The following is a 24,671-nucleotide window of genomic DNA, read 5'->3' on the forward strand; positions in this document are numbered from 1 at the left end:
AGCCGGTCAGCCCTGTTCAGCGAAAACCCTCGGCCGCTTGCACCCCGCCAACATCCGACTTCTTCAACACAATCGGGTCATGAGAGCCACGGATCATGCCGAGGATATAATCCTCGAAAGCACGAATTCAGTTCAGCTTGACGTCTACTTACGCGGTCGTTCAGGCTGGCGACCCGGCGTCCCGAAAGCAGCCATTCGTTGAGCGCGAGCTTCCCGCTTCTCCGTCTCCGACATACCATTTTGGGAAAGGGCAATCGGGAACATATTTTGAGAAAGTAGGTGCTCCAGGCGACGTTGCCGCGGTCTGTTGAGCGACTGTCCCGCTATGAGTTCCAAATCGGGAAGGTGCTCGCCGCCGTGATCAACCGACCGTGTGCGGCGTGACCGTGTAACCGTAACACCGCCTTGGTCGCGTCAGATGCTCTTCGACACGATCTGTGAGGCGAACAGCATCAAGCACCGGCTTACCAAACCGAACCATCCGTGGACCAATGGGCCAGTCGAGCGGATGAACCGCACCATCAAGAACGAGACCGTCAAACGCTTTCACTATAACAGTCACGACCAGCTGCGGACGCAGCTCGCCGATTTCATGGCCGCCTATAATTTCGCCCGCCGGCTCAAGGCGCTCAGTGGGCTCATGCCCTACGAATACATCGCCAAGATCCGAACGGCAGAGCCGGACCGGTTCATCGTCAACCCGATCCACGAGATGCCGGGACTGAACACCTAGGCTCCATCGCCTCGCTCGCGAGTCGCGGCCGGTAAAGGCCTTTCGGGTGCTCTCAGGTCCCGTCGCTTGGAGGGTGGATCCGACGTCCATCATTTCCGGCACGGCGCAGCAAAAGCCAAATCAGCCGAGCATGCCAGACGTGCAAAGCAGTAGCTTAACGTCAGAGCTCTACGATCCTTCCAGTTTCCTCGCGGCTCTTGAACCTGATCGCGACGCTCACATCGACGAGTCCTGACCCGAGCTCCGCCATGCTGACGGCGTCGTCAGCTCCTGTTCGACCTGCAGGGCCTCTACCTGGCCGACAAGATCGGAACGCGCATCGCGGCCGCGTAGCGCCTCCAAGCCGCGTTGCGCTGACGGTCGATCCTCGAAGGTCAGGTGCTCGATCAACCGCAAACGGCTTGCGGTCGCGCGCGACTAAGCCTTCCTCACGTAACTGAGCGGCGACGTCGGCTGGGGATAATAGCGGATCCGACGCACCTCGCCGGGTAGCGGCCCATGCTCTGCGTCGGCGGCTTCGTACGATTCCCTGAAGCCGGCAGGCTCAATGCCATCGGCTGCCGGGACCAGGCGGAGCCAGCAGGACACCCCGGCGCCGCCGACCGGTCGGATAGCACCCGCGCGGACCACGTCGGCGACGAGCTGCACCCGGCAGTCGGGTCGCGTAAACTCGGCCTCGTTGTCGTCGAGCATCTTCGCTGTGGCGGGATCGGCCAGGATCCGCCCCCAAGCTTCATAATCGGCTCGCCGCGCGAACGTCGCGGCGGTAAAGCTGTCGAACGTCGACAGGCCGAAATGGTGCGGGATCGCGTCGCCCGCCTCGTCGACGCGAAAGTTTCGCTCGAAGAAGGTCGGAGGTGGAGACACGGTCTTGGCGACCAGCTCTTGATGGTCGTCGTTGTAGAACGACCTGAACTCGTCTCGGCGGGATCCTTCCTTGCGCCAGAGGAAGAAGACGATCGTTAGTGAATCATCCATGGCGAACTCCGGAAAGCGTGATGTTGCACAGAATGCCCGATCGGACTCTGAAGCGGTTCCTGATTATTTGGAAGAGGCCACTTCCTTGACACTTAGTCACCTTTGGGAAACCGAGTGCCTGCCGGCGAAGCAGGTATTCTCCCGGCTTGGCGACAAATGGTCGCTGATGATCGTGGCGTGTCTCGCCGACAGGAGTATGCGCTTCGGAGAGATCAAGGGCCAACTCGACGGCATATCGCAGAAGGTATTGACCTCGGCGCTGCGCGGCCTCGAACGCGACGGCATCGTCCACCGGGCGGTGTTCGCCGTCGTCCCGCCGCGCGTCGACTATCGTCTCACCCCACTCGGACGAGAGTTGCTAGTCCCCGTCGAGGCCTTGGGTGCCTGGGTGATGACGAATCGAGCCCGCATCGCGAGCGCGCAGTCGGCCTATGATGCCGCGCACCACGAGCGCTGATCCCTGGCATCCATGTGTCTTCGCTAGCCTCACCTGGCGGGCCTGCACGGGCGCGGGAGATCGCTAGAGGCATGCATCAGGCCGCTTCACCCTCCTCCACCACCTTCTCGAGCGACATAGCAACGCGACACTTCAAGAACGCCACCAGCGCCTTCAACGCGGCGGACTGGTGCCGACGGGTGGGGAAGTAGAGGTAGAGCGGCTCCATCGGAGACGACCAGGACGGGAGCACGCGCTCCAGCGTCCCGGAACCGAGCCGGCCTGAGACGCATGCCGCCGGCGCGCTGAGGATACCCATTCCCCCCGCCGCCAGTTGGATCTGCGATGCGAGGTCGTGGACGATCGCCGACGATGGCGGAACAATCTGAGCGACCTCCTCTCCCGACCGCAGGGTCCATGGGATGATCAGTCCGGTGATCTGGCTGCGGCACATGATGGCGCGATGGTCGAGAAGATCGCCTGGAAGGCGTGGCACTGCCCGGTCGCGCAGGTAGCTCGGTGAGGCGACGAGCACCGCTTCCGAGGCCGCTCCGACCTGGACGGCGATCATGTCCTTGTCGAGGCAGTTCCCGTAGCGCAGTCCCGCATCGTAGCCTTGCTTGACGATGTCGATCAGGCGCGCCTCGACCGCAATCTCCAATTCGATCTCGGGATAGGCGTCCTGGAACGCGACGAGCGCCGGGGCGATCAACAGCTCGAACGGCGCCCTCGGCATGGTGAGGCGCAAGGGTCCGGCGGGTCTTCCGCTCCGGCCGGCCGCCTCGTCCGCAGCCCGGCGGAGCTGCGACAGGGCCGGCCCCGCCGCGAGGAGGTAGTCGTTGCCGACGTCGGTCAGGCTGAGGCTTCGGGTCGAGCGCCGGAACAGGGCGGCGCCGAGCCGTCCTTCGAGCCCCCCTATCGCCTGACTGACCGCCGAAGGCGAGACGCCCAGCCGCCTCGCCGCCTCCGAGAAGCTGCCCGCCTCTGCGACGGCCACGAAGACCGAGACGCCCTCAATCGGATCCCTCTGTCGCAACGACGCACCTGTTAGCTTTGCTTCAAGACCCGTTCGCCATTATCAGGATAATGGCTCAGATGCGAATGACGTAGGAGGAGACATGGACATGTCTCGCGATCTCGCCGCTACGCCCCCTCCACGGCTCGGCCTCCTCGGTGGACCGTCACCCGACAGAAGATCCGTCCTGCTCGGCATGGGCGTCGCGGCCGCGGTGCTCTCGACGGGCGCAGCCTCGGGAGCCTCCTTGTCCGCATCCGACCTCGTCTCCCGCACGCTGAGCACGCGTCGCCATACGACCCACTATCTGGAGTCGGGTCCGGCGGACGGACCGCTGATCGTCTTCCTCCATGGCTGGCCGGAGCTGAGCCTGATCTGGCGGGCCCAGATGGAGGCGTTCGCGGCGGCGGGCTGGCACTGCGTGGCACCCGACATGCGCGGCTACGGCGGCTCGTCCGCGCCCGCGGCGCCGGACGCCTACACGATCGAGAACGTCGTGGGAGACATGGCGGAGCTCCACGATCATCTCGGCGGCCGGCCCGCGATCTGGGTCGGCCATGACTGGGGCAGCGTCGTGGCCGGTGAACTGGTCGCGCATGAGCCGCAGCGCAGCCGCGGCGTCGTTCTGATCTCGGTGCCGTACTTCCCGGACAACAACGCGCTGCAGACGCTCGTCCCCCTTGTCGATCGGACGATCTATCCCGCCGATCGATACCCGGACGGGCAGTGGGACTACTATCGCTACTACAACACGCACTTCGACTCCGCCGTTGCCGATCTCGATGCCGACAAGGCCTCGTCGCTGGCCTCGATCTACCGGCGAGGCGATCCCGCCAGTATCGGCAAGGTGGCTTCGAACGCCCTCGTCACGCGGAACGGCGGGCGCTTCGGCGCCACGCACCATGCTCCGCCTACGAAGCCCGATCCAGCGCTCTGGCCTGCGGCGGACTTCGCGGCGCTGGTACGCGCGTTCGATGCCCGGGGTTTCCGCGGGCCATGCTCATGGTATCTGAACGACGACGCCAACGTTGCCTATGCCGGCCGGGCACCCGACGGCGGCCGGCTGACGCTGCCGGTCCTCTTCGTCAACGGCGACTACGACCAGATGAACAGCATCGTCGGAAATCGCCTGGGCGACCCGATGCGCGCGGCGTGCACGGACCTCACCGTGGCCCGGCTCGCCGGCGCGCACTGGCTGCCGGTCGAACGAAAGACCGAGCTGGTCCAGGCCATGCGCCACTGGCTGGAGAGCAAGGGGCTTTGATCCAGGCGAGCGGGCGTCGGTCGCCCGGGGCCATGCCCTCCACCCTCGTCGTCATCGGCGTCGGCTACCAGTGGCTCTACAACGGCGCCAACTTTCTGGCGTTCAAGGTCGGCGGTGAGGCCTTCCATCCGTTGATGCTGGCCGCCTTGCGGTTCGGCATCGCCGCGATCGTCATCCTCCCCGCCGCCTTGTGGCGCTGGCGGCGGCGCCCGGCTTCGATGCGCGAGGTCGCCGGAGCCGCGACGCTGGGACCCGTGATGCTGATCGGCAGCCAGACGCTGGCGATCTGGGGAACCCACTACCTTCCGGCCGGCGTCGCCTCGGTGTTCGGTTCCGCGGCGCCCGTGTTCCTTGCCCTGTTCGCCTGGCTGTTTCTCCGGCAGGCGCTGAGCGCCCGACAGCTGATGGGCATCGGCCTGGGCCTGGCCGGGCTGGTCGCCATGGCCTGGTTGTCGTCGTCGGGCGCAGACTTCCACCCTCTCGGCGCCGCGATGACGCTCACCGCCTCCGCGCTCTGGGCCGCCGGCTCGCTCGGCGCAGCACGCCTGCGGTTGCCCGCCGACCCGGTCGTCAGCCTGGCCGCGCAGCTTGTTCCCACAGGTGCCCTGCTCGCCTCGGCGGTGTGGATCGGGGGGGTCGGCGCCTCGCTTCACTCGGCGGTGCCTCTGCAAGCCTGGGGCGCCCTGGCCTTCCTCATCGTCGCGAGTACGCTGATCGGCTACGCGGTGTTCCTCGCCCTGAACCGCAGCGCATCGCCGATCCTCGCCAACAGCTTCAACTACGCCGCGCCCGTGATCGCGCTCGCGCTGTCGGCCTGGCTCCTCGACGAAACCATCGGATGGGGCAAGGTGATCGCCGCTCTCGTCACGCTCGCCGGGGTGGCGCTGATGGTCGGGTCTCGGACGAGGAGCGTCGATGCGGGGATCCGATCCGCGCCAACGCGACCGGGAGCGATCAGTAAGACCTAAACTCATCTGTCGGAACGCCCAATCGACATCGTCCCCTGCAGCTTGGGCACCTTCGAGGGACAGCACGATTGCCAATCGGCAGAGGCGAAGCTGCGAACATCTGTCGGAGACGGACCCGTCGCCTACGACGTACCCGTTGCCGGACTTGCGGCGCTGTAGCTCGCCACGTTTCGATCGTAGCGGCGCTGTTCCTCGACGATCACGTCCATATGTTCGACCGTCCAGTCGTAGAGCGCAGCGAATGGCATCTGCAGCGACTGTCCGAGCGGAGTGAGGGCATACTCGACCCCGAGCACCGCCCCGGCCATGACGGTGCGCGTTACCATTCCGTTGCGCTCGAGCTTGCGTAGTGTCTGCGTCAGCACCCGCTGGGTGATGCCGTCGAGCCGCCGCTTGATGGCATTGAACCGACGCGGCTCCCGCAGCACCGCCAGCACCAACATCGACCATTTGTCCGCGATCTGGTCAAGGATCGCGCGGCTGGGGCAGTCGGCGCGGTAAACGGGATCGAAGGCCGGATCGGCGAGCATAGGTAACCTCGTGCATCCCTGAGATGCTTATAGTGCGTAATTGACGTCAGGTATACGTCAAATACCTAGCGGCAGGCTTTCCGGGAGACTGACATGCCGACTGACTATCAGACACTGACGATCGCTCATGATCGCGGAGTGGCAATTGTCGCTATCGACAACCCGCCGGTGAACGTCCTCGACGCGGCCCTCATGACCGATCTGCGCGGCTTCTTGTCAGCGGTCCAAGACGATCCCGCCGTGAAGGTGATCGTGTTCGAGAGCGCCAACCCGGAGTTCTTCATCGCGCACGTCGATATGACGCTGATCGACGACCCGCACGCCTTCGACGCGATCGCGCGCGAGATACCCGACGGACTGAACGTGTTCCAAGCGCTTGGCGAGATGGTCCGGCACCAGCCGCAGGTGACGATCGTCAAGCTCGCCGGCATCGCCCGGGGCGGCGGGACCGAGTTCGCCGCGGCGGCCGACATGATCTTCGCGGCCGAGGAAACCGCCGGGCTGGGGCAAGTCGAGGCGCTGATGGGGATCGTACCAAGCGGCGGCGCGATGCAGTATCTGTCGAGCCGGATGCCGCGCGGGCGCGTGCTGGAGATCGTGCTGGGCGCCGACCTGTTCAGCGCCACCGAGGCGGCGGCTTATGGATGGATCAATCGTGCGCTGCCCGCGAGCAGGCTTGACCAGTTCGTGGACGACCTCGCCCACCACATTGCCGATCTACCGGACGGCGTCGCCGCAGCGGTGAAGAGGACCATTCCGCCCGCCGACCTCACAGCAGGGTTCGGCCGCGAGGAAGCCGAGTGGGCGTCGCTGTTCGCGCGCCCGGCTGCCGAGGCACTGATCCGAGGCGGCATGCAATGTGGAGCGCAGACCGTCGAGGGAGAGCGTCACCTCGAGACGCTCCTTCGCAACCTCCACGCGAATCGGCGGCGCGACTGACGACACGTCAGCCTGGTGGCCGCCTCACCGACATCCTCGACCATTGCTGCCATGCCCGGAATAAGCTGAGCGACCAGCCCGGGCGCATCATGTCCCCTGGCCTGCGCCACCGGGCACATCGGTCATGATCTCGGAGACCCGATATGAGCCAGACCCTGAATGTAACAAAATACAGATTTTGTCATTCGTTACGATCATCGCTATGTCGGCAGCATCCACGATGCGGAGACGAGTGGTGACGTTAGAAAGACGTGAGCTTGGAAAAGGCGGTCCGTTGGTTTCCGCTATCGGGCTGGGCTGCATGGGCATGTCGGAATTTTACGGCCATGCCGATCGCAAGGAGGCGCTCGCCACGATCGCAGCCGCGCTCGATGCTGGGGTCACGCTCCTCGACACGGGTGACTTCTACGGCATGGGACATAACGAGCTGCTACTGGCGGAGGCGCTACGCGGTCGACGTGAGCAGGCGTTCGTCCAGGTCAAGTTCGGCGCGCTCCGCGCACCCGATGGCCCGTTCCTTGGCGCAGACGCTCGTCCGGCCGCGATGAAGACCGCTCTGGCCTATTCGCTGAGCCGGCTCGGCACCGATCATATCGACCTCTACATGACCGGCACCGATCCCGCCGTACCGATCGAGGAGACGATCGGAGCGATGGGCGAGATGGTGGAGAAGGGCTACATCCGCCACGTCGGCGTGATGAACGTGGATGCCGAAACATTGCGGCGCGCCCACGCGACCTATCCGATCACCGCCTTGCAGCACGAATACGGCCTCGCTTCGCGCGAGATGGAGGATGAGGTGCTGCCGCTCTGCCGCGAACTCGGGATCGGCGTTAGCGCCTATGGCGTGCTGGGGCGCGGCCTTTTGACCGGCAGCACCGGCAGCGGCGATGGCGATTTCCGCAACGTCGTCTTTCCCCGCTTCCAGGGCGAGAACCGGACGAACAACGAACGTCTCGCGACGGCGCTGGCCGACGCCGCCCGAGAGGAAGGCATCACCGCCGCGCAGGCGGCGATCGGCTGGGTCCTGAGCCAGGGCGCGGACATCGTGCCGCTGGCAGGCGCCCGCACCATAGAACGGCTGACCGAGGCGGCGCGCGCGCCTATGCACCTGTCATCGGCTTCGCTCGCTGCGATCGAGGCGGCGATCCCCCGCGATGCCGTGCGCGGCAGCCGCCTGATGGGACACTGACGAGGCCGCTCGACAGTGGCCGCCTGAGCACGGCATAGCGGCCATCATGGAGCCGAACCGATCGGATGCGGGCGGCATGGCCGTCCGCATCCTCGACACCGCCGAAGCCCTTCTGCGCCGTCACGGGATCGACAAGCTCAACGTGGTCGATGTGGCGCGCACGATGGGCATGAGCCACGGAAACGTATACCGTCACTTTTCCAGCAAGTCGGCGTTGCAGAGGGCCGTCGTCCACCGCTGGCTTCACCGCGTGTCGGAGCAGACAGCGGCCATCGCGCGCCAGGAGGCTCCCGCCGACCAACGGTTGGCCGAGTGGTTGCGCACGCTTGCCGCCATCAAGCAGCGCAAGGTAACCGAGGATACCGAGCTGTTGAACGCCGCGGTGGAGGTCGTTCGCGACAGGCCCCAGGTGCAGGATGAGCATGCGGCGCTGCTGACCGACCAGATTGTCTCCATCCTTGCCGCGGGTCTTGCCGACGGCACACTTCCCGGCGCTGGCGATCCTTCCGTAACGGCCACTGCGATCCTCAATGCCACGACGCGCTATCATCATCCGATGATGGTAGCGAATGGTGGGTCGTCGGAAGATCAGATGCGAGGACTGGATGGCGTGATCTCGCTCGTCATGGCTGGCATTGGACGAAACCGATCACGATCGCGCTGAGATATGATCGCGATAGAATGCGACAACGTTCCACCGGCTGTCCGGTTTGCGGGAACGCCGGATCGACCTAGCCCCGAGGTCTGGTCTGGCTCAGCACCTCTACGGCACGCTCCAGTTGCCGATCTTCGGCCGAGGATCCCACCGGAAGGTCGTCTTCGACGATGTCCGGCTCCGCGCCGCGGTTCTCGAGGATCTGCCGGCCGGAAGGCGTCAGCAGGGAGTCCTTGGGAACGGTCATCATCGTGCCGTCGACGAGCGGCCATAGGCCCTTGATCCCGCGGACGCCGCCATGGGTACGTTGGCCTACTACCGGGCCTAGCCCGGTCCTGCCGAAGAAATAGGGGAATTGGTCGCCGTCCGAAGCGGAGAAGATGCTGGTCAGCGTGACCAGGCGTGGTGGGGAGAGAGCGGCCGGGAGGGTCGTGACGCCACCCTCGCGGTTGACGAAGATGCCCGCCTGCGGTCGGCGCAGCAGCCCCAGCACCCACTGACTGGTGAAACCGCCGCGATTGTCACGGTCGTCGATCACCAGCCCGACCTTGTCGCTTTGCGCATAATATTGGCGGAGGAAGTCCTCTGCACCGAGTTCGTTGAAGTCCGACAGGTAGAGGTAGCCGAACCGCCCATCGCTCAGGCGAGCCACCATCGCCTTGCGGCCGGCGATCCAGTCGAGCTTTCGGATCTCGTGCTCGTCGTCGATCGGATCGACCGTGACGATGCGGCCGGGGTCCTCTGCGTTGCGGGCGATCGTCAGGCGTAGCGGCCCCCTCCGGTCCGCCAGCAGACGGTAAGGATCGTCAGGTGCGCGCAGGACGTCGCCATCCACCGCCAACAGGTAATCCCCGTCCGCGATGCCGAGCGCGGGATCACCGAGCGGAGCGCGGAAGCGTTCGCGGCTGCCATCGCCCCGATAGACATGCGCCATTCGGTAGCGCCCGCTGGCTTCGTCGAGCGCGAAATCGACACCGAGCATCGCGGTGCCGGCACGAGGGCGCGGATCGCCGCTGTCGCCGCGTCCCAGGAACATATGGCTGGTCGAGAGTTCGCCCTGCAACTCGCCCAACAGGTAGATCATGTCCTCATGCGAGCGCGCCTGGACGACGAGTGGGGCATAGCGGTCATGCATCGCCTGCCAATCCACCCCGTTCATCCGAGGATCCCAGAACAGGTCGCGATCGAGCCGCCAAGCCTGCTCGAACATCTCGTGGCGCTCGGCGGCGGGAACGACGGTGACACGCAGCGGATCGAGGTTCAGAGCCCGGTCTTCGGAAACGCGGTCGGTCGTTGCGACGGCGTGGAAGACGCCTGTCCTGTCAACCAGAGCGGCATTGCCGTCGCCTGCCAGGACATAGCCGTCGACGTCGGCGGCGATGACGCGATCCGCGTGCGTTCCGAGGTGCACCGCGTGCAGGCCGCTGGCCTGTCCGGGCAGATCACCCTCGATGCCATGGAGCGGCGTCGCCAGGTAGAACAGCCTTTCGCCCCGCACCTGCAAGGAAGCGATCCCGCCGGCGAGTTTCACCGGCACCTCGCGGGTGGACGCTGCGAAAAGCGAGGGATCGGCCCCTGGCGGTGGAAGGCTTGCGCGGTAGAGGCCGTCCGAACCCAGCGTCGCGATCGTGCCCTCGCGGTCCCGATCGGAGACGAAGGGATGCTCGCGACGCGCGGATAGAAACAGGAGGTCGCGACCATCCGCGGTGAAGACCGGATCGTGATCGCTTTCGAGCGGCGCGCTCAACACCACCTCCTTGCCGCTGGCGAGGTCGCGCAGGCGAATGCCACGGGTCTGGTTGGCCCGTGTCACGCTGTAGGCGAGAAGCCGGCTGTCGGGTGAGAACGCCGCGTCCTGGATGTCGGCCTGCGGATCGAAGGCGATCCGCATGGTGGCACGGCCATCCGCTGCGACCAGCCACAGCCGCTTGTTGGCATCCGCCACCGTCAGGCGCCGCCCATCCGGCGACCAGCGCGGCGTGTAGAGCCAGCCCGAGTGGAACCGCGTCAGGACGTGAGGTCGCCCCGGGCGGTCGAGCGGCAGGATCGCCACCTGCTGCTCACCATCGGCGTCGCTTACGAAGGCCAGGGCGCGGCCGTCTGGCGAGACGGCGGGATGATCCTCCACATGGCCGGGCGTGGCGGTGAGGTTCCGCCAGGCCCCATCCGCACCCACCGCGAATATGTCGCCCCGAGCGACCACGAAAGCGGTGCCGCCTACCCCCAAAGCATAGTCGGGCTGCCCGGCGATATCCTCGTGCTGGACGAACGGTTTCGCCGCGAGCAGGCGAGCGGCGTCTCCCCGGTCAGGAGGGAGCGTCACCGGCACATCCCGCACATCGTCCGTCCGCGGGTCGAGTAGGCGCAGCATGCCGCCCTGCTGGAAGGCGATCCCACCCGGCCCGAGCGACGGCATGTCTATGTCGTAGTCGCGATAGCGGGTGACCTGTCGTGCCGCCTTGTCCCGGAGATCGACAGCCCAGAGGTTGAGGCGATGTTCCGGCCCGCGATCGGAAAGGAAATAGATGCGGTTGCCGACCCACATGGGCGCGGTGTCGATGCCGTCCCAAGACGTCAGCCGATCGAGCTGGCGCGACCGCCGATCGAAGATGAAGAGTTCACCGGCCTGGCCGCCCCGATAGCCTTTCCAGCGGTCGCCGCCGAGATTGCGGAAGCTCCAGTCGAACGCGATCCGGGACCCGTCGCGCGACATGCTGGACAGGCCGGAATGGCCGATACCCAGCGACGTCGCCAGCCCGCCGGTCGCGGGTACTGCGAACGTTTCGTACCTGCCGAGCGCGCTCGTCCGCTGCGACACGAATAGCACCGACCGTCCGTCTGGCGTCCAGCCGGTGACCAGATTGTCGTAGGGAGCGGCGCTGGGACCGTGCGTCAGGCGAACAGGCGTGCCGCCTTCGGCCGGCATGGCGTAGACGTCGTTCGCTCCCCCGCGCCGCCAGGTGAAGGCGATGGAACGCCCATCGGGCGCGAAATGCGGCGCAAGCACCTGGCCAGGATCGTTCGTCAGTCGGACGGCCCGTCCGCCGCGCCGGGGGACCGACCAGAGCTGGCCCTCCGCAACGAAGGCGAGGCTCGTCGTGCTTGCCGTCGGGAAGCGCGCCAAGGGTGCCGTGTTTTCGGCGTGGACTGCGCTAGCCGGGGCCGGTGTCGATGCAATCAGGCAGCACAGCAAAGTCAGAGCAGATCGTCGCAGCATGATGCCTTTGAATTCCCGAAGCCCGATGCTCCTAACAGGTCAGCAGCGGCGCATCGATAAGATGGCTGCGACCGTTCCCGAAGCGGCGCGCATTTTCAAGGCTTCGACGCGGATGCGATCTCCTCGAGATAGGCCCGGAGAGTGCGGGCTGGGCGCCCAAGAATCGCTTCGAGCGTCAGCGGATTGGCTGTGAAGCCATGCTCGTCATACCAGGCGTACATCGCTTCCAGTCCTGGACGTACGGTGTCGTCCTCCGGAATGCCCGCCTTGTCCGCCCACTCGCCGAAAGGCGTCGTGGCCGCCTCGACTTTGCGGCCGAGCACACCACCCATGAGCGCGGCAACGCCATGACGATCGAGGTTGCCCTGCGATGCCAGCTCGAAGGTGCCGTAGAGCAGGCGATCCTCGGTCATCGCGATCGCCGCCACCTCCGCGACATCGCGATAGTCGACGCGCGATACCGGCACGTCGGCCGAGTACGGTTCTGCGAACACTCCTGTCCTCTCCACCGCCGGCCAAGCCGCCGCATAGTTCTGAAAGAGGAGCGCGGGATGCAGGATGGCGTACTCGAGGTTGGAGGCGAGCAGCGCCTCCTCGACCGGCGCCTTGGCGGCATGGTTGCCAAGCGCGGACAGGATCGGATGGATCACGGATGAGAAAACGATGCGGCGGACGCCGGCGCGTTGTGCCGCCGCGACCATGTTGACGCCCATCTGTACCTCCTCCGGAGCGAAGACGGGCGCGATGTAGAACACCCGCTCGATGCCTCGCAGCGCGTTATTGAGGCTTGCGGGATCGCGAAGGTCGCCGACGACCGCTTCTACGGCGCCATTCCGCTTCGCGACGTCGATCTCCTCCGCCTTGGTGACGAGCCCGCGCACCTGGACGCCGCGCCGCGCCAGTTCCGGCACGACCAGACCTGCGAACTTGCCTGCGGCACCGACCGAGAGAACCGTGCAACTGGTCATCATCCTATCCCCTTGCGTTTGTATCTGTCATCGCCGCGTCAGCCGGCGGTCACGCTCGTACTGGCGTGCAGCCAGACTTCGGCGCATTCCTGTGCGAAGGCGCGATAGGTGCGGAGTGGGCGGCCGAGGCGTCTGGCCAGCGCGTCTGCCGCGCCCGGCTGTGGCAGGACGCCGATGCGCTGCCACGCGCGGAACATCAGCGCGACGTGGAGCGCCATGCCAGACGGGATGTGCGCGGCGATGCGGTGTTCGAACGAGGCGAGATCGTCACCCCCGTATCGAACCGGCCGATCGAGCACCTCGCTCCAGATCGCACAGATGGCGTCGGCGGTCAGCGTTTCGGGTCCGGAGACATCGATCAGCTCGAACGGAAGAGCCGACTCCGCGCGCTCCCGCCGCACTACTTCGAGCGCGGCGATGTCGGCGATGTCGCGTATGTCGATCATCGCTGCGCCGACGCGCCCGATCGGCATGCCGTGCACGCCATGGTCGAGGAGCGGCTCTCGCAGCGCATCGTTCTGCATGAAGTAGTTGAGCCGGAGAATGGTGGCCGGCAGTCCGTGGTCCACGATCAGCCGTTCCGCGGCGCGCTTGGCTGCGGCATGCGGCACATCGGGCAAGACGTCCGCGTTGGCCATCGACACATAGACGATGCCGACACCTGCCCGGGCGGCGAGTTCCAGCGCCAACAGCGCCCGCGTCAGCTCGTCCGGAACGACCGCGCTCAACAGGAACAGGGTGCTGGCTCCGTCGAGACCGGCGCGCAACGCGTCGACGTCCAGCCCGTCGCCCCGGACCGCCTCCACCCCGTGCGGCAGCGTTGCCTTGGCGGGATCGCGGGTCATGACCCGGATCGGGAGGCCGTCTGCCGCAAGGCGCTGGACGACTGGCGTGCCCACCTGTCCCGTTCCACCGATCACCAAGATTGTCATTCAGCACCTCCTTCGATCACGCCCAATGTCGTCGGCTCATAGGCCGTCCGAAAGATGTTGATCTGGAACGAGCCGTCCCGCACACGGGACGATATGAACCTACTGGCGCTGGCGGATTTCGAGCTCGTGGCATCCCACGGCGGGTATGCCGAGGCGGCGCGCCGCGCCGGCAGGCCCAAGACCACCCTATCGCGCCGCGTCCTGGAATTGGAAGAAGAGCTGGGGGTGCGCCTTCTAGAGAGGGGCCGTCGTTCGGTACGCCTGACGGAAGCGGGATCGATGCTGCACGAACGGATCAGTCCGCTGCTTGCTGGGATCGCCGACGCGGCAGCATCGGCGAGTGCGGCGCCTGCACGACCGGAAGGCCGCCTCCGAATCAGCGCGCCCTTGCTCCTGTCGGAGATGATGCTCGGCCGGATCGTGGCGGGCTTCTGCTGTGCCTTTCCGGAGGTTCTGGTCGACGTCACGGCAGAGGATCGGTTGGTCGATCCGGCGATGGACGGCTACGACGTCGTCATCCGCGTCAACCCATCGCCCGACGAGCAGCTGGTGGGCCGGTGCGTGCTGCGGGACGAGCGCTGGCTGGTCGCTTCGCCCGCTTTGCCTCGTCCGCCTGCGAACACTGGAACTGGCGTACAGGTGCTCCCTGTGGTGGTGCGCGACGTCCCGCCGCTCGACACCGTCTGGTCCATTCGGGACGGCACCGACTCCTGGCGCTTCAAGCCCAAGCCCAAGATGCGGCTGGGCATGCTTTCGATGCTGCGGGGCGCGGTCCTGGAGGGCGCCGCGGCCGGGCTGCTGCCGCGGTCGCTGGTTCTTGCCGACGTCGCCGCCGGCCGATTGGTCAGCTGGGGCGTCGAGGAGGCATCCCAGACGGAGATATGGGCACTGCATACCTCCGCGAGGCTCGTGAGCGCGAAGGTGCGTGCATTCATGACCTATCTGATCGACGAGTTCGCACGGACGGCTTCGGCCTAGGCGAACTTCGCCGTTGTGCACCGGCAGGTCCGCCGGTTCCCGCCGTCAGCCTGATCTACGTGCGGTCACCGGTTGCAGGCGACGCCAGGAGGGATCGTTCGGCCAAGCGCTGGAGGATCGGGATCACGGCTCGGAGCAGGTCCTGATGGTCCGCAGACAAGGAACCGGGCAGACGATAGACTATCTAGCAACCAATATCATGCGGGTCGCTAACGGGCTGATTGTCGAAAACTGGCATGTCGAGGATCACAAGACGCTGCACAGGCAGCTCGCTGGTTCGGCATAACCTTCCCGCAATACAGGTTTTGGGAAAGCTGAGGCTTTCCCATTTCTCGATCGTTTTCGGGACAGCGGCGGACGGCAGCTCTCGGTTGAACCCGCCGTTCGGCGAGGCCCTCGAATTTGACTGCTTTGTCCCAGCTTCCGTCTTCGCGGTCGGTCGCGCACGCCCGATGAACGAATGTCTGAAGTTAGGAGACGAGCAAAGTGGCCTGAACGTCCATTTGTGGGTCTCGCCTCTCACAAATCTGAGGACTGCACCCAATCAAGGTTGAACCTCTGATTGCGACCGCGACCCAGATTGCGACCTTGCTAGTCGATCAGCGACGCACTCCACTCAATGAACGCCCGAACCTGCGCGGTGAGATGCTGGCGACTGGGGTACAAAATTGAAACCGGTCGACTGACTGCTGACAGGCCTCCTAACAGTTCGACCAAGGCGCCATCCGCGAGGTGGTCGGCAACCGTAATGCGCGGCACCTGAATGAGGCCGAGACCGGCAATCGCGCACGCGACGAACGCTTCGGAGTCGTTAACAAGCAGCGCAGGACGCATCCGGACCAACCGCTCTGCACCATCCTCGATGAGGTGCCATTCCACCGGGCGTCTCCCCCGGCCAGAGAAGTAGACGACGGCGTCATGATCGGGGAGGTCGCTTATCGTACGCGGCGTGCCTCTCCCAATCAGATAGTCGGGAGAACCACACACAACGAGATCGATCCGTCCGATTAGGCGGCCGACCATGCTGCCGACGGGGAGCTCACCGATGCGGATCACGCAATCGATGCCATCAGCGATCAGGTCGGTGGGCTGATCGCTCACGCCCAGAACGATCTCGATGTCCGGATAGGCTGATCGAAACTCCGCCAGCTTAGGCACAATGACCGACCGCGCCAGTGCAACGGGCACATCGACCCGAAGTCGGCCGCGTGGCGCGTTGGCCGATCCGCCGAACAGGTTCAGCGTCCGCTCGGCTTCGCCCAACAGTTGCAGGGCCTGATCGTAGAGCGTTTCGCCCTCGCCAGTCAGGACGGTGCGCCGGGTGGTCCGCTGAAACAGACGAACGCCCATTTCCTGCTCAAGCGCTGCGACGGCGTTCGTCACGCGTGGTCGAGCTATAGAGAGTGCCTCCGCAGCCCGCGCGAAGCTGCCCCGATCCGCGACGGCGACGAAGATGCGGAGCCGTTGAAGCAGGTCCATGAAAACTCCCGTAGCACATTTGCTGTTACAGAAATCTGTAACAGTGAGGCACGAAAAGACGAGCTACTGCGTAACCGGCGGTCGGCATATCTCCCTCCCACACGGTCGCGGATGCGGCATCATTGAAGGAATGGATCGATGGACCTGCACATGAACGGCAAGACTGCGCTCGTAACGGGCGCAAGCCAAGGACTGGGGCGCGCGATCGTCAAGGCACTCGCGGCCGAAGGCGTCACAGTGTTCGCGACGGCACGCAATCCCGAGCTGCTCGCCAGCCTCGCGAACGAGGTCGTAGCCGATGGCGGCACATGGCCCGTCCTGCTCGAGCAGGATTTCATGACGGCCGACGCGCCGCAGGCGATCGCCGCCGCCGCGTTGGCAGCGCTCGGCCATGTTGACATCCTGGTCAACAACGCCGGCGGGAGCCGTCCAATGGAGATCGACGCGCCAGAGGAGCTATGGGTTGAGGGCATGACGTTGAACTTCGACCGGCATCGTCAGCTCACGCAGAAGCTGCTGCCAAACTTCATCGCGCGCAAGGCGGGCGCGATAATCAGCCTGTCGGGTAATCTCGAACCCGAGGTCGTCAATGCCGCGATGGTAGCGAAGGCCGGCCTAGTGGTCTGGTCGAAGGGGCTTTCGGAGCAGCTCGGGCAGCATGGCATCACCGTCAACTGCGTCCAGCCCGGCTTGATCGACACCGCCCAAATCCGCCGCCTCTATCCCGCAGAGGAGCGCACCAAGTTCGCGAGCCGTGAGATCGCGCTCCGCGACTTCGGCCAGCCGGAGGACGTAGCAAACGCGGTGACGTTCCTTGCTTCGCCTCGCGCCAGCTACATGACGGGCATCGTTCTGCTCGTGGACGGCGGGATGCGCCGGTACAGCTTCTAGTCGAACATCCTCTCCGCGCATTTCGTCACCGCGAAGAGGACGAACCGCCCACCACAAATCATCGCCTTTGAGCGCTCTAGCTGTCGGGGGTCGACATTAACGATCGGCAGAAGTTGGGGAGCACAAAAGGCGATGTGAATGTCCGGATGTGGGTTTCCGGTCAGGCAGTCTAAATAAATTTGGTGTTACGACCTAAGAGTTCGATTACCCCGATTTTGGTACATTGAACCGCCGCCATGGGCGCAGGAGGAGTCAACGGTTTGCACAATCTGGACTTCAGCTCTTGGCAGAGCCTTCTCGCAACGTTGTTCGGCATCATTTTGGTCACGCTACTCGGTGTCGGCATTCGTCTGCTAACTCAGATGACGTTTCAGCAGCGCCGTGAGCGGATGAACCGTCAGATTAATGAGCGTCTGCGCACCCTGATCGCGGCGTACAAGGTGTTGGGCGGATCATTCACAGGCGACCTCACCGTCGATCCGACACACAAGCGGGACCTCAGAGGCTTAGATTCTCCTACACCCGCCGAGCCGATGGCACAGCTCGACCTTACCGCGGAGACAGCCTCAAAATCAGACCGAACGAGGAGAATACGTGACGCGGTGGAAGCCGCACTTTCCGACATCATTCTTCTTGGTACGGAAGAGCATGTTAGACTTGCCGACAAGGCAGTTCGGGAACTGGTAGCCGGGCATCCGGTGCACACCCATGATCTCGTAGTATCGCTCCGCAATTTCGTTCGCGAGGCCCTCGACTTCGATCCCATACCCACAGACCTAGAGATACCGATGCAGGGCCCAACACGGCCAGCGTCATCGGTAGGAGGGGCTAAAAACGCTGGCGGAAGAGGCGAAGGCGCCAAAACGGGCGGTGGCGGTGGCGGTGGCGGTGGCGGCGGTGGGATGGGCGAGGGAGGATCAGGTGATACGGGTATCGGAGGTCTAGAAACGTCCCACGCCGACCCGCATCATCAGGCCTGATCCAATCCTCCCATCAGGCTATGCCCAGTAGAGCCGCATCGGATTGTCGATCAACAGCTTGTGTTGGAGCGTGGGGGTCGTCGCGATACGCGGTATGATGTCCACCAGCGCACCATCGTCAGGGGCGTGCGTGGTCATGTTGGGGTGCGGCCAGTCGGTGCCCCACAGGACGCGATCGGGGAAGCGCTCGACCAGCGTCCGCGCGAAGGGCACGACGTCGTCATAGCCAGGCGGACCGACCTTCGACAGGCGTTCGGGGCAACTCACCTTGGTCCAGACGTTCTCGTGGCTGTCCATCAGGCGGATGAACCGCCCGAACTCGGGGCCGTCGACGGGTTGCGTCACGTCCGGGCGCCCCATGTGATCGACGACGACGATCGTCGGCAACGACGTGAAGAAGTCCCAGCGCTCTTCGAGATCCGCGGCTTCGAAATAGATCACGACGTGCCAGCCGAGCGAAGCGATCCGGTCGATGATCGCGCGGTAGTACGCGTCGGGCTTCGGGTCGACGAGACGACGGACGAAATTGAAACGTACGCCGCGCACGCCGGCAGCGTGAAGGTCGGCGAGTTCCGCATCGCTCACCGTATCGCGAACGGTCGCGACGCCGCGAGCGCGGTCGCCGGCGGTCCGCAGCGCATCGACCAGCGCGCGGTTGTCCGCACCGTGACAGGTCGCCTGGACGATGACGTTGTGGGCGAAGCCGAGATGGTCTCGTAGCGCGAACAGCTCGTCCTTGCCGGCATCGCACGGCGTGTATTTCCGTTCCGGCGCGTAGGGGAACACATCGCCCGGCCCGAACACGTGGCAGTGCGCATCGACCGCGCCGGCAGGCACGGTGAAGGCGGGCTTGCTCGGGGCAGGGTGATAGCAGATCCAGGCGGGATCCATCGTGAACTCGGGCATCACAGCCCCCGTGCGGCGAGTTGCGCGTCGAGGCGTGGGTAGACGCGGCGGGCGTTGCCCTCGAAGACCTTGCGCTTGTCGGCGTCGGAGATGTCCAGCGCGTCAACATAGCGCTTGGTATCGTCGAAATACTGGCCGGTTTCGGGATCTATACCCCGCACCGCGCCGACCATCTCGGACCCGAACAGAATGTTATCGACGTCGATCACCTTGAACAGGAGGTCGATGCCCGGCTGGTGATAGACGCAGGTATCGAAGAACACGTTCTTCATGACGTGCTCGGCAAGAGGCGGTCGTTTCAGCATGTCGGCAAGCCCGCGATAGCGTCCCCAGTGATAGGGCACCGCGCCGCCGCCATGGGGAATGATGAAGCGCAGGTCCGGGAAATCCCGGAAGAGGTCGCCTTCGAGAAACTGCATGAAGGCGATCGTATCGGCCGCGATGTAGTATGCGCCGGTCGCGTGCATTGCCGGGTTGCAGCTGCCCGAGACGTGGATCATCGCAGGAACGTCGAGCTCGACCATCTTCTCGAAGAACGGATACCATGCCCGATCGGTGAGCGGAGGCGAATCGAACTTGCCGCCCGACGGGTCGGGATTGAGGTTGCAGCCGATGAAACCGAGGTCCGTCACGCAACGCTCGAGCTCGTCGATCGAATGCGCGATCGAGATGCCGGGGGATTGCGGCAACTGGCATACGCCGGCGAAGGTTTCGGGGTAGAGGTCGATGACCCGCTTGATCAGGTCGTTCGAGCGCCGGGCCCAGATGTGCGCGACCGCCTCGCTCCCGACATGCGGCGCCATCGCCGAGGCGCGCGGCGAGAAGATCGTCATGTCGGCACCGCGCTCGCGCAGCAGGCGCAGTTGGTTCGCCTCGATCGTCTCGCGGATCTCGTCGTCGGATATGGCGGGGTAGGCCGGGTCTATGTCGCCGCCGCTTCCGATCGCCGCGACCTGCGCGTCTCGCCACGCGTTGTGGCGGGCTGGAGCGGTTGTGTAGTGGCCGTGGCAGTCGATGATCATGGCTGCGTTCCCAGGATGGCGAGGGTTGGCGTCCGCCTTGTCGGCGACGTGATGCGGGGTATCTAAACGCACCAAGCCTGTCAGGCGTATCGAAACGGCTGTCCGTCCATTGCTTTTCCTGAAGTCCATTCGGCGCAGGTCGATCGGAAGATGCTCAGGAACTCACGCTGAAGTTGGGTCGGTCGCCAATCCTGGCGGGTCGTCATCCCGATCTGCCGGCGCAGCGACGAGCCGGCTCCGGCGATCTCGCCCAGCAATCCGGCGCGGTCTTCGAGCAGGAACTGGTCGCGTGACATGAGCGTCAGCCAGTCGTCCTCCAGCATGAGCCCGCGCACCACCATCACCGACCCGCACTCGATCCGCGGGCGTGGCGGTTCGAGCCCCTGTTCCTTGAACATCTGTTCCCACCGGCGCCGTACGGGAGCCCCCGGTGCGGCGATAACCCACGGAAAATCCAATAGACGTTGGAAGACGAAGCCCGGTTCGCCCAGCAGGGGGTGGCCCTTGCGTCCCACGATGACGGGGTCGTCGTCGAACAAGGGTTCCTGCACGACGTCGGTCACGGGCAGCGGATCGCGCATCGCCCCGACGACCACGTCGATGCCGCCTTCGCGCAGCGCCGAGAGCACCTCGATATAGGGTCCTTCGACGACATCGACGGAGGCCACCGGGTAGAGGCGAGCAAAGCGTGCGAGTGCCTGCGGGAGCAGGATCGCGCGCGCCAGGGGCATGACGCCGACCGTTATCCGCCCTGCGCCTTCCGAATGCAGCGCCGCGAGTTCGTCGAAGCCCGACTCCAGTTCCGCGTGTGCCAGTCGAGCAAATCTCAGCAACCGTATCGCCGCCGCGGTTGGCTGGACGGTTCGTCCCTGCCGGGCCAGCAGAGGCACTTCTAACAACTGTTCGAGGTCGCGCGCCGCACGGTGAACGGCGGGCTCGGACAATCCTGTATGCCTGGCGGCCAGCGCGAAGCTGCCTGCGTGGTCGACCGCCATCAGGGCAAGCAACTGGCCGAGCGTGATCCGCCGTTCGACGTTGGGCAGGGGGGGCAGGCGCGCCCCGCGGCGTACGCTCCGCCCGCCTTGCGCGACATACGCCAGGGCATGCTCGATCCGGCCGGTCATTAGGCGTCCGGCCTCGGTCACGACCACGCCACCGGGTTGCCGATCCAGCAGCCTGTGCCCGAGCACCGTCTCGACCTTGGCAACGGCCTGGGTGAGCGCAGGCTGCGACAGGTTCATCGCTTGCGAGGCCGCGCTGATGCTTCCCAGGCGTGCCGCGGTGGCGACCGCATCGAGATGGCGCAGGTTGAGGTCGCGAAGGCTTGGCATGGTTCGGACCTCAGCACAGCTTATGCCTTGTGCGCAAATCCGTTTTGCCTTTGGATCGTCGTCGGTTCCTAGGGAGGGTAACGAAGAAAAGGATCGAGGATTAGAGATGCCCAGCGTCGTCACTCATATCGAACGTGCTGAACCGTCGGTCATCGACGGCCTCGCCAAGGTCGGCGTCGCCACCGTGCACGAAGCACAGGGCCGGATCGGCCTGCTCGGCAGCCGTCTTCGTCCGATCTATGCAGGCGCGCGGATCGCCGGGTCTGCGGTCACCGTCTCGGTTCCGCCAGGCGACAACTGGATGATGCATGTCGCCATTGAACAAGTGAAGGATGGCGACATTCTCGTGGTTGCGCCGACGTCGCCCTGTGACGACGGTTATTTCGGCGACCTGCTCGCCACGTCGGCGATATCGCGGGGCTGCCGCGGGCTTATCATCGACGCCGGCGTTCGCGACGTCCGCGATCTCACCGAGATGCGTTTCCCGGTCTGGTCGAAGGCGATCTTCGCGCAGGGCACCGTTAAAGAGACGCTGGGTTCGGTCAACGTGACCCTGGTGTGTGTGGGCGAACGGATCGAGCCGGGCGACGTGATCGTGGCCGACGACGACGGCGTCTGCGTCGTGCGCCGCGCGGACGCGGCAGCGGTGCTTGCGGAGGCGCAGGCACGCGAGGCGCGCGAGACAGAAAAGCGCGACCGGATGGCCAGCGGCGAACTCGGGCTCGACATCTATGCGATGCGCGAGCGGCTTGCCGCCAAGGGGCTGAAATATGTCTGAGCACCCGAACGCCGTCCCCGCGATGTGGATGCGTGGCGGCACATCGAAGGGCGGGTTCTTCCTTGCCGCCGACCTGCCCGCCGATCCGGCCCTGCGCGACGCGTTCCTGCTGCGCGCGTTCGGTTCGCCCGATCCGCGCCAGATTGACGGGATGGGTGGTGCCGACCCGCTGACGTCGAAAGTCGCGATCGTGTCGCGCTCGACCAAAGTCGGCGCCGATGTCGACTATCTGTTCCTCCAGGTGTTCGTCGACCAGGCAATCGTCAGCGACGCGCAGAATTGCGGGAACATGCTGGCCGGGGTCGGCCCGTTCGCGATCGAACGCGGCCTGGTCGAGGCAAGGGACGAGAAGACGAAGGTTTCGATCTTCATGGTCAACACGGGCAAGCTCGCCACCGCGACGGTTGATACCCCGCACGGCGTCGTAACCTACGAAGGCGATGCGCGGATCGACGGGGTTCCCGGTACGGCCGCACCTGTTCCGCTTGCCTTCGCCGATATCGCCGGCTCGAGCTGCGGGGCGTTGCTGCCGACTGGTAACGCAGTGGATGTCATCGACGGCGTCGACGCGACGCTGATCGACAATGGCATGCCCTGCGTCGTGCTGCGCGCGGCCGACGTCGGTATCACCGGCTACGAGGACCGCGCGACGCTCGATTCAGACGAGACGCTGAAGGTGCGGATCGAGGCGATCCGGCTCAAGGCCGGGCCCTTAATGAACCTTGGCGACGTCACCGATCAATCGGTGCCCAAGCTGATGCTGGTCGCCGCGCCGCGCAACGGCGGTGCGATCAGCGTGCGTTCGTTCATTCCGCATCGCTGTCACGCCTCGATCGGCGTGCTGGGCGCGGTCAGCGTCGCCACCGCCTGCCTCATCGACGGGTCGCCCGCGCATGGCCTTGCGGTCGTGCCGGACGGGCAATCGAAATCGCTCGACGTCGAGCATCCCAGCGGCGCGACCGGCTGCGTGATCGACCTGCACGAGGACGGCAACGTTGTCGGGGCGGCCATGCTCCGCACCGCCCGCAAGCTGTTCGACGGAATTCTTTTCGGCTGAGACCGCCGACACGTCACAACGAAAGAAAGATCGATGACGGACCTAGGAGAGACTACCAAGCAGGCGAGCCGGTTCGGCATTTTCGGCCAGCTCTGGTTCCAGGTGCTGGCGGGGACGGTGCTCGGCATCCTGCTCGGCCATTTCGCGCCTGCGACCGGCGTGGCGATGAAGCCGTTTGGCGACGCCTTCATCAAGCTCATTCGCATGATGATCGGGCCGGTGATCTTCGTCACCGTCGTCCACGGCATCGCCGGCATGAACGACATGAAGAGCGTCGGCCGGGTCGCGCTGAAATCGATCCTGTATTTCGAGGCGGTCACGATCCTCGCGCTGATCTTCGGGCTGGTCATGGTCGATCTCTGGCAACCGGGCGCGGGCATGAACATCGATGTCACGACGATCGATACGGCCTCGATCAAAACCTATGTAGCGACCGCGCACGACCAGTCGATCACCGGCTATTTCATGGGGATCATCCCCGACACCTTCGCCAGCGCGCTGACCGAAGGTCATGTCCTCCAGGTTCTGTTCGTCTCGGTCCTGTTCGGCATTGCGATCGCGGCGATCGGCGAGCGCGGCAAGCCGGTCTACACGTTGATCGACAGCGCCTCGCAAGGGTTCTTCCGGATCATCGGCTACATCATGTACTTTGCGCCGCTCGGTGCGTTCGGTGCGATTGCCTTCACGGTCGGCCAGTTCGGCACGGCTTCGCTGTGGTCGCTGGGCGAACTGATCATCGAGTTCTTCGTCGTCTGCGGCCTGTTTACCGCGATCGTGCTGGGCGGGATTGCGCATTGGTGCGGGGTCAGCCTGTGGCGGCTGCTCGGCTATCTGTGGGACGAGATCGTGATCGTCGCCGCCACCACTTCGACCGAGACGGTCCTGCCGCGTCTCATCCAGAAGATGCGCAAGGTCGGTTGCGAGGAGAGCGTCGTCGGCTTCGTCATCCCGGCGGGCTATTCGTTTAACCTCGATGGCACCTGCCTGTACCTGACGACCGTCGCGGTGTTCCTAGCGCAGGCGACGAACACGCACCTCACACTTTGGCACGAACTCGGGTTGATCGCTGTTCTGTTGCTGACGTCCAAGGGCGCGGCGGGTGTTGCCGGTGCGGCGTTCGTGGTCCTCGCAGCGACGCTCAACACGACGGGCACGATCCCGGTCGCCAGCATCGCGCTCATTCTCGGGATCCACCGTATCCTCGCCGAGGGCCTGACGTTCGTGAACCTGATCGGCAACGCCCTCGCCACCGTCGTGATCGCCAAGTGGGAAGGCAAGCTCGACGAACGCACGCTCGCGGCGATGATCGGGAATGCGCGGCTGCGAGCAAAGTATCCGGTAGCCGCCTGAAGCTGCGCGGCGATCGCCGAGTGTGATCGCCGCGACACTTACCGTCCCACGACATTAGCCCGCTGCGCTCGT

At 65.1% G+C, this 24,671-nt stretch carries 24 protein-coding genes and 1 pseudogene; 14 read left to right on the forward strand and 11 right to left on the reverse strand.

Annotated elements, in window-relative coordinates; all coding sequences use genetic code 11:
- Nucleotides 1-421 precede the first annotated feature (421 nt).
- A pseudogene (locus AC07U4_RS21670) lies at nucleotides 422-733 on the forward strand (integrase core domain-containing protein); the annotation flags it as partial.
- A 216-nt stretch (nucleotides 734-949) separates the two neighbouring features.
- On the opposite strand, the gene AC07U4_RS21675 reads toward AC07U4_RS21670, so the two are convergent.
- A complete protein-coding gene (locus tag AC07U4_RS21675) occupies nucleotides 950-1,123 on the reverse strand; it encodes a hypothetical protein (RefSeq protein WP_495197030.1) in 174 nt (57 codons plus the stop codon).
- 27 nt (nucleotides 1,124-1,150) lie between these two features.
- Nucleotides 1,151-1,711 (reverse strand): EthD domain-containing protein, encoded by a 561-nt coding sequence (locus AC07U4_RS21680; protein WP_495197031.1) that lies wholly within the window; start codon nucleotides 1,709-1,711, stop codon nucleotides 1,151-1,153.
- On the opposite strand from AC07U4_RS21680, the gene AC07U4_RS21685 reads away from it, so the two are divergent.
- Nucleotides 1,710-2,168, forward strand: a complete 459-nt coding sequence (locus tag AC07U4_RS21685) for a winged helix-turn-helix transcriptional regulator (protein WP_495197032.1) — start codon at nucleotides 1,710-1,712, stop codon at nucleotides 2,166-2,168. The genes AC07U4_RS21680 and AC07U4_RS21685 overlap by 2 nt on opposite strands.
- Before the next feature lie 76 nt (nucleotides 2,169-2,244).
- Here AC07U4_RS21685 and AC07U4_RS21690 read toward each other — a convergent pair whose 3' ends face one another.
- Nucleotides 2,245-3,144, reverse strand: coding sequence for a LysR substrate-binding domain-containing protein (locus AC07U4_RS21690; protein WP_495197033.1), 900 nt, complete (start codon nucleotides 3,142-3,144; stop codon nucleotides 2,245-2,247).
- A 127-nt stretch (nucleotides 3,145-3,271) separates the two neighbouring features.
- Here AC07U4_RS21690 and AC07U4_RS21695 point away from each other — a divergent pair, with 127 nt between their 5' ends.
- Nucleotides 3,272-4,426, forward strand: a complete 1,155-nt coding sequence (locus AC07U4_RS21695; protein ID WP_495197034.1) for an alpha/beta hydrolase — start codon at nucleotides 3,272-3,274, stop codon at nucleotides 4,424-4,426.
- Nucleotides 4,423-5,394 (forward strand): DMT family transporter, encoded by a 972-nt coding sequence (locus AC07U4_RS21700; RefSeq protein ID WP_495197035.1) that lies wholly within the window; start codon nucleotides 4,423-4,425, stop codon nucleotides 5,392-5,394. Before AC07U4_RS21695 ends, AC07U4_RS21700 begins: the two co-directional genes overlap by 4 nt.
- Before the next feature lie 122 nt (nucleotides 5,395-5,516).
- Here AC07U4_RS21700 and AC07U4_RS21705 read toward each other — a convergent pair whose 3' ends face one another.
- Nucleotides 5,517-5,924: a winged helix-turn-helix transcriptional regulator gene (locus AC07U4_RS21705; protein ID WP_495197036.1), complete on the reverse strand. Its 408-nt coding sequence runs from the start codon at nucleotides 5,922-5,924 to the stop codon at nucleotides 5,517-5,519.
- Nucleotides 5,925-6,017: 93 nt separating this feature from the next.
- On the opposite strand from AC07U4_RS21705, the gene AC07U4_RS21710 reads away from it, so the two are divergent.
- From AC07U4_RS21710 to AC07U4_RS21720, 3 genes are all read left to right on the forward strand, one after another.
- Nucleotides 6,018-6,863 (forward strand): enoyl-CoA hydratase/isomerase family protein, encoded by an 846-nt coding sequence (locus AC07U4_RS21710; protein ID WP_495197037.1) that lies wholly within the window; start codon nucleotides 6,018-6,020, stop codon nucleotides 6,861-6,863.
- A gap of 124 nt (nucleotides 6,864-6,987) precedes the next feature.
- Nucleotides 6,988-8,055: an aldo/keto reductase gene (locus AC07U4_RS21715; protein WP_495197038.1), complete on the forward strand. Its 1,068-nt coding sequence runs from the start codon at nucleotides 6,988-6,990 to the stop codon at nucleotides 8,053-8,055.
- 76 nt (nucleotides 8,056-8,131) lie between these two features.
- Nucleotides 8,132-8,719, forward strand: coding sequence for a TetR/AcrR family transcriptional regulator (locus AC07U4_RS21720; RefSeq protein WP_495197039.1), 588 nt, complete (start codon nucleotides 8,132-8,134; stop codon nucleotides 8,717-8,719).
- Between the two features lie 67 nt (nucleotides 8,720-8,786).
- On the opposite strand, the gene AC07U4_RS21725 is transcribed toward AC07U4_RS21720, so the two are convergent.
- From AC07U4_RS21725 to AC07U4_RS21735, 3 genes are all read right to left on the reverse strand, one after another.
- The gene (locus AC07U4_RS21725; RefSeq protein ID WP_495197040.1) at nucleotides 8,787-11,834 is read right to left on the reverse strand and encodes a S41 family peptidase; all 3,048 of its coding nucleotides are present in this window, start codon (nucleotides 11,832-11,834) and stop codon (nucleotides 8,787-8,789) included.
- A 188-nt stretch (nucleotides 11,835-12,022) separates the two neighbouring features.
- On the reverse strand, nucleotides 12,023-12,895 hold the full coding sequence (locus tag AC07U4_RS21730) for an NmrA family NAD(P)-binding protein (protein ID WP_495197041.1): 873 nt from the start codon (nucleotides 12,893-12,895) through the stop codon (nucleotides 12,023-12,025).
- 38 nt (nucleotides 12,896-12,933) lie between these two features.
- Nucleotides 12,934-13,827: an SDR family oxidoreductase gene (locus tag AC07U4_RS21735; protein ID WP_495197042.1), complete on the reverse strand. Its 894-nt coding sequence runs from the start codon at nucleotides 13,825-13,827 to the stop codon at nucleotides 12,934-12,936.
- A gap of 54 nt (nucleotides 13,828-13,881) precedes the next feature.
- Between AC07U4_RS21735 and AC07U4_RS21740 the strand changes: the two genes are divergently transcribed.
- A complete protein-coding gene (locus tag AC07U4_RS21740) occupies nucleotides 13,882-14,805 on the forward strand; it encodes a LysR family transcriptional regulator (protein ID WP_495197043.1) in 924 nt (307 codons plus the stop codon).
- 145 nt (nucleotides 14,806-14,950) lie between these two features.
- Nucleotides 14,951-15,091: an ester cyclase gene (locus tag AC07U4_RS21745; protein ID WP_495197044.1), complete on the forward strand. Its 141-nt coding sequence runs from the start codon at nucleotides 14,951-14,953 to the stop codon at nucleotides 15,089-15,091.
- 305 nt (nucleotides 15,092-15,396) lie between these two features.
- On the opposite strand, the gene AC07U4_RS21750 is transcribed toward AC07U4_RS21745, so the two are convergent.
- The gene (locus tag AC07U4_RS21750) at nucleotides 15,397-16,284 is read right to left on the reverse strand and encodes a LysR family transcriptional regulator (RefSeq protein WP_495197045.1); all 888 of its coding nucleotides are present in this window, start codon (nucleotides 16,282-16,284) and stop codon (nucleotides 15,397-15,399) included.
- 138 nt (nucleotides 16,285-16,422) lie between these two features.
- On the opposite strand from AC07U4_RS21750, the gene AC07U4_RS21755 reads away from it, so the two are divergent.
- Together AC07U4_RS21755 and AC07U4_RS21760 are read left to right on the forward strand one after the other, a co-directional pair.
- Nucleotides 16,423-17,175, forward strand: coding sequence for an SDR family NAD(P)-dependent oxidoreductase (locus tag AC07U4_RS21755; protein ID WP_495197046.1), 753 nt, complete (start codon nucleotides 16,423-16,425; stop codon nucleotides 17,173-17,175).
- A gap of 260 nt (nucleotides 17,176-17,435) precedes the next feature.
- A complete protein-coding gene (locus AC07U4_RS21760; protein WP_495197047.1) occupies nucleotides 17,436-18,155 on the forward strand; it encodes a hypothetical protein in 720 nt (239 codons plus the stop codon).
- 18 nt (nucleotides 18,156-18,173) lie between these two features.
- Here the strand turns inward: AC07U4_RS21760 and AC07U4_RS21765 are convergent, their stop codons facing one another.
- The 3 genes from AC07U4_RS21765 to AC07U4_RS21775 form a co-directional block, all read right to left on the reverse strand.
- Entirely contained in the window at nucleotides 18,174-19,061 is an 888-nt protein-coding gene (locus tag AC07U4_RS21765; protein ID WP_495197048.1) for an amidohydrolase family protein, read from the reverse strand.
- Nucleotides 19,061-20,083: an amidohydrolase family protein gene (locus tag AC07U4_RS21770; RefSeq protein WP_495197049.1), complete on the reverse strand. Its 1,023-nt coding sequence runs from the start codon at nucleotides 20,081-20,083 to the stop codon at nucleotides 19,061-19,063. Before AC07U4_RS21770 ends, AC07U4_RS21765 begins: the two co-directional genes overlap by 1 nt.
- A gap of 80 nt (nucleotides 20,084-20,163) precedes the next feature.
- Complete coding sequence (locus AC07U4_RS21775; RefSeq protein WP_495197050.1) at nucleotides 20,164-21,414, reverse strand: LysR substrate-binding domain-containing protein; 1,251 nt, start codon at nucleotides 21,412-21,414, stop codon at nucleotides 20,164-20,166.
- 106 nt (nucleotides 21,415-21,520) lie between these two features.
- On the opposite strand from AC07U4_RS21775, the gene AC07U4_RS21780 reads away from it, so the two are divergent.
- From AC07U4_RS21780 to dctA, 3 genes are read left to right on the forward strand one after another with little or no spacing between them, the layout of a single operon-like run.
- Complete coding sequence (locus tag AC07U4_RS21780; protein ID WP_495197051.1) at nucleotides 21,521-22,192, forward strand: 4-carboxy-4-hydroxy-2-oxoadipate aldolase/oxaloacetate decarboxylase; 672 nt, start codon at nucleotides 21,521-21,523, stop codon at nucleotides 22,190-22,192.
- Nucleotides 22,185-23,249 (forward strand): 4-oxalomesaconate tautomerase, encoded by a 1,065-nt coding sequence (locus AC07U4_RS21785; protein ID WP_495197052.1) that lies wholly within the window; start codon nucleotides 22,185-22,187, stop codon nucleotides 23,247-23,249. The genes AC07U4_RS21780 and AC07U4_RS21785 overlap by 8 nt, the downstream gene beginning before the upstream one ends.
- Nucleotides 23,250-23,282: 33 nt before the next feature.
- Nucleotides 23,283-24,599, forward strand: a complete 1,317-nt coding sequence (gene dctA / locus AC07U4_RS21790) for a C4-dicarboxylate transporter DctA (protein WP_495197053.1) — start codon at nucleotides 23,283-23,285, stop codon at nucleotides 24,597-24,599.
- Nucleotides 24,600-24,671 lie beyond the last annotated feature (72 nt).

Source organism: Sphingomonas sp. GW821-FHT02B09 (assembly GCF_059421875.1).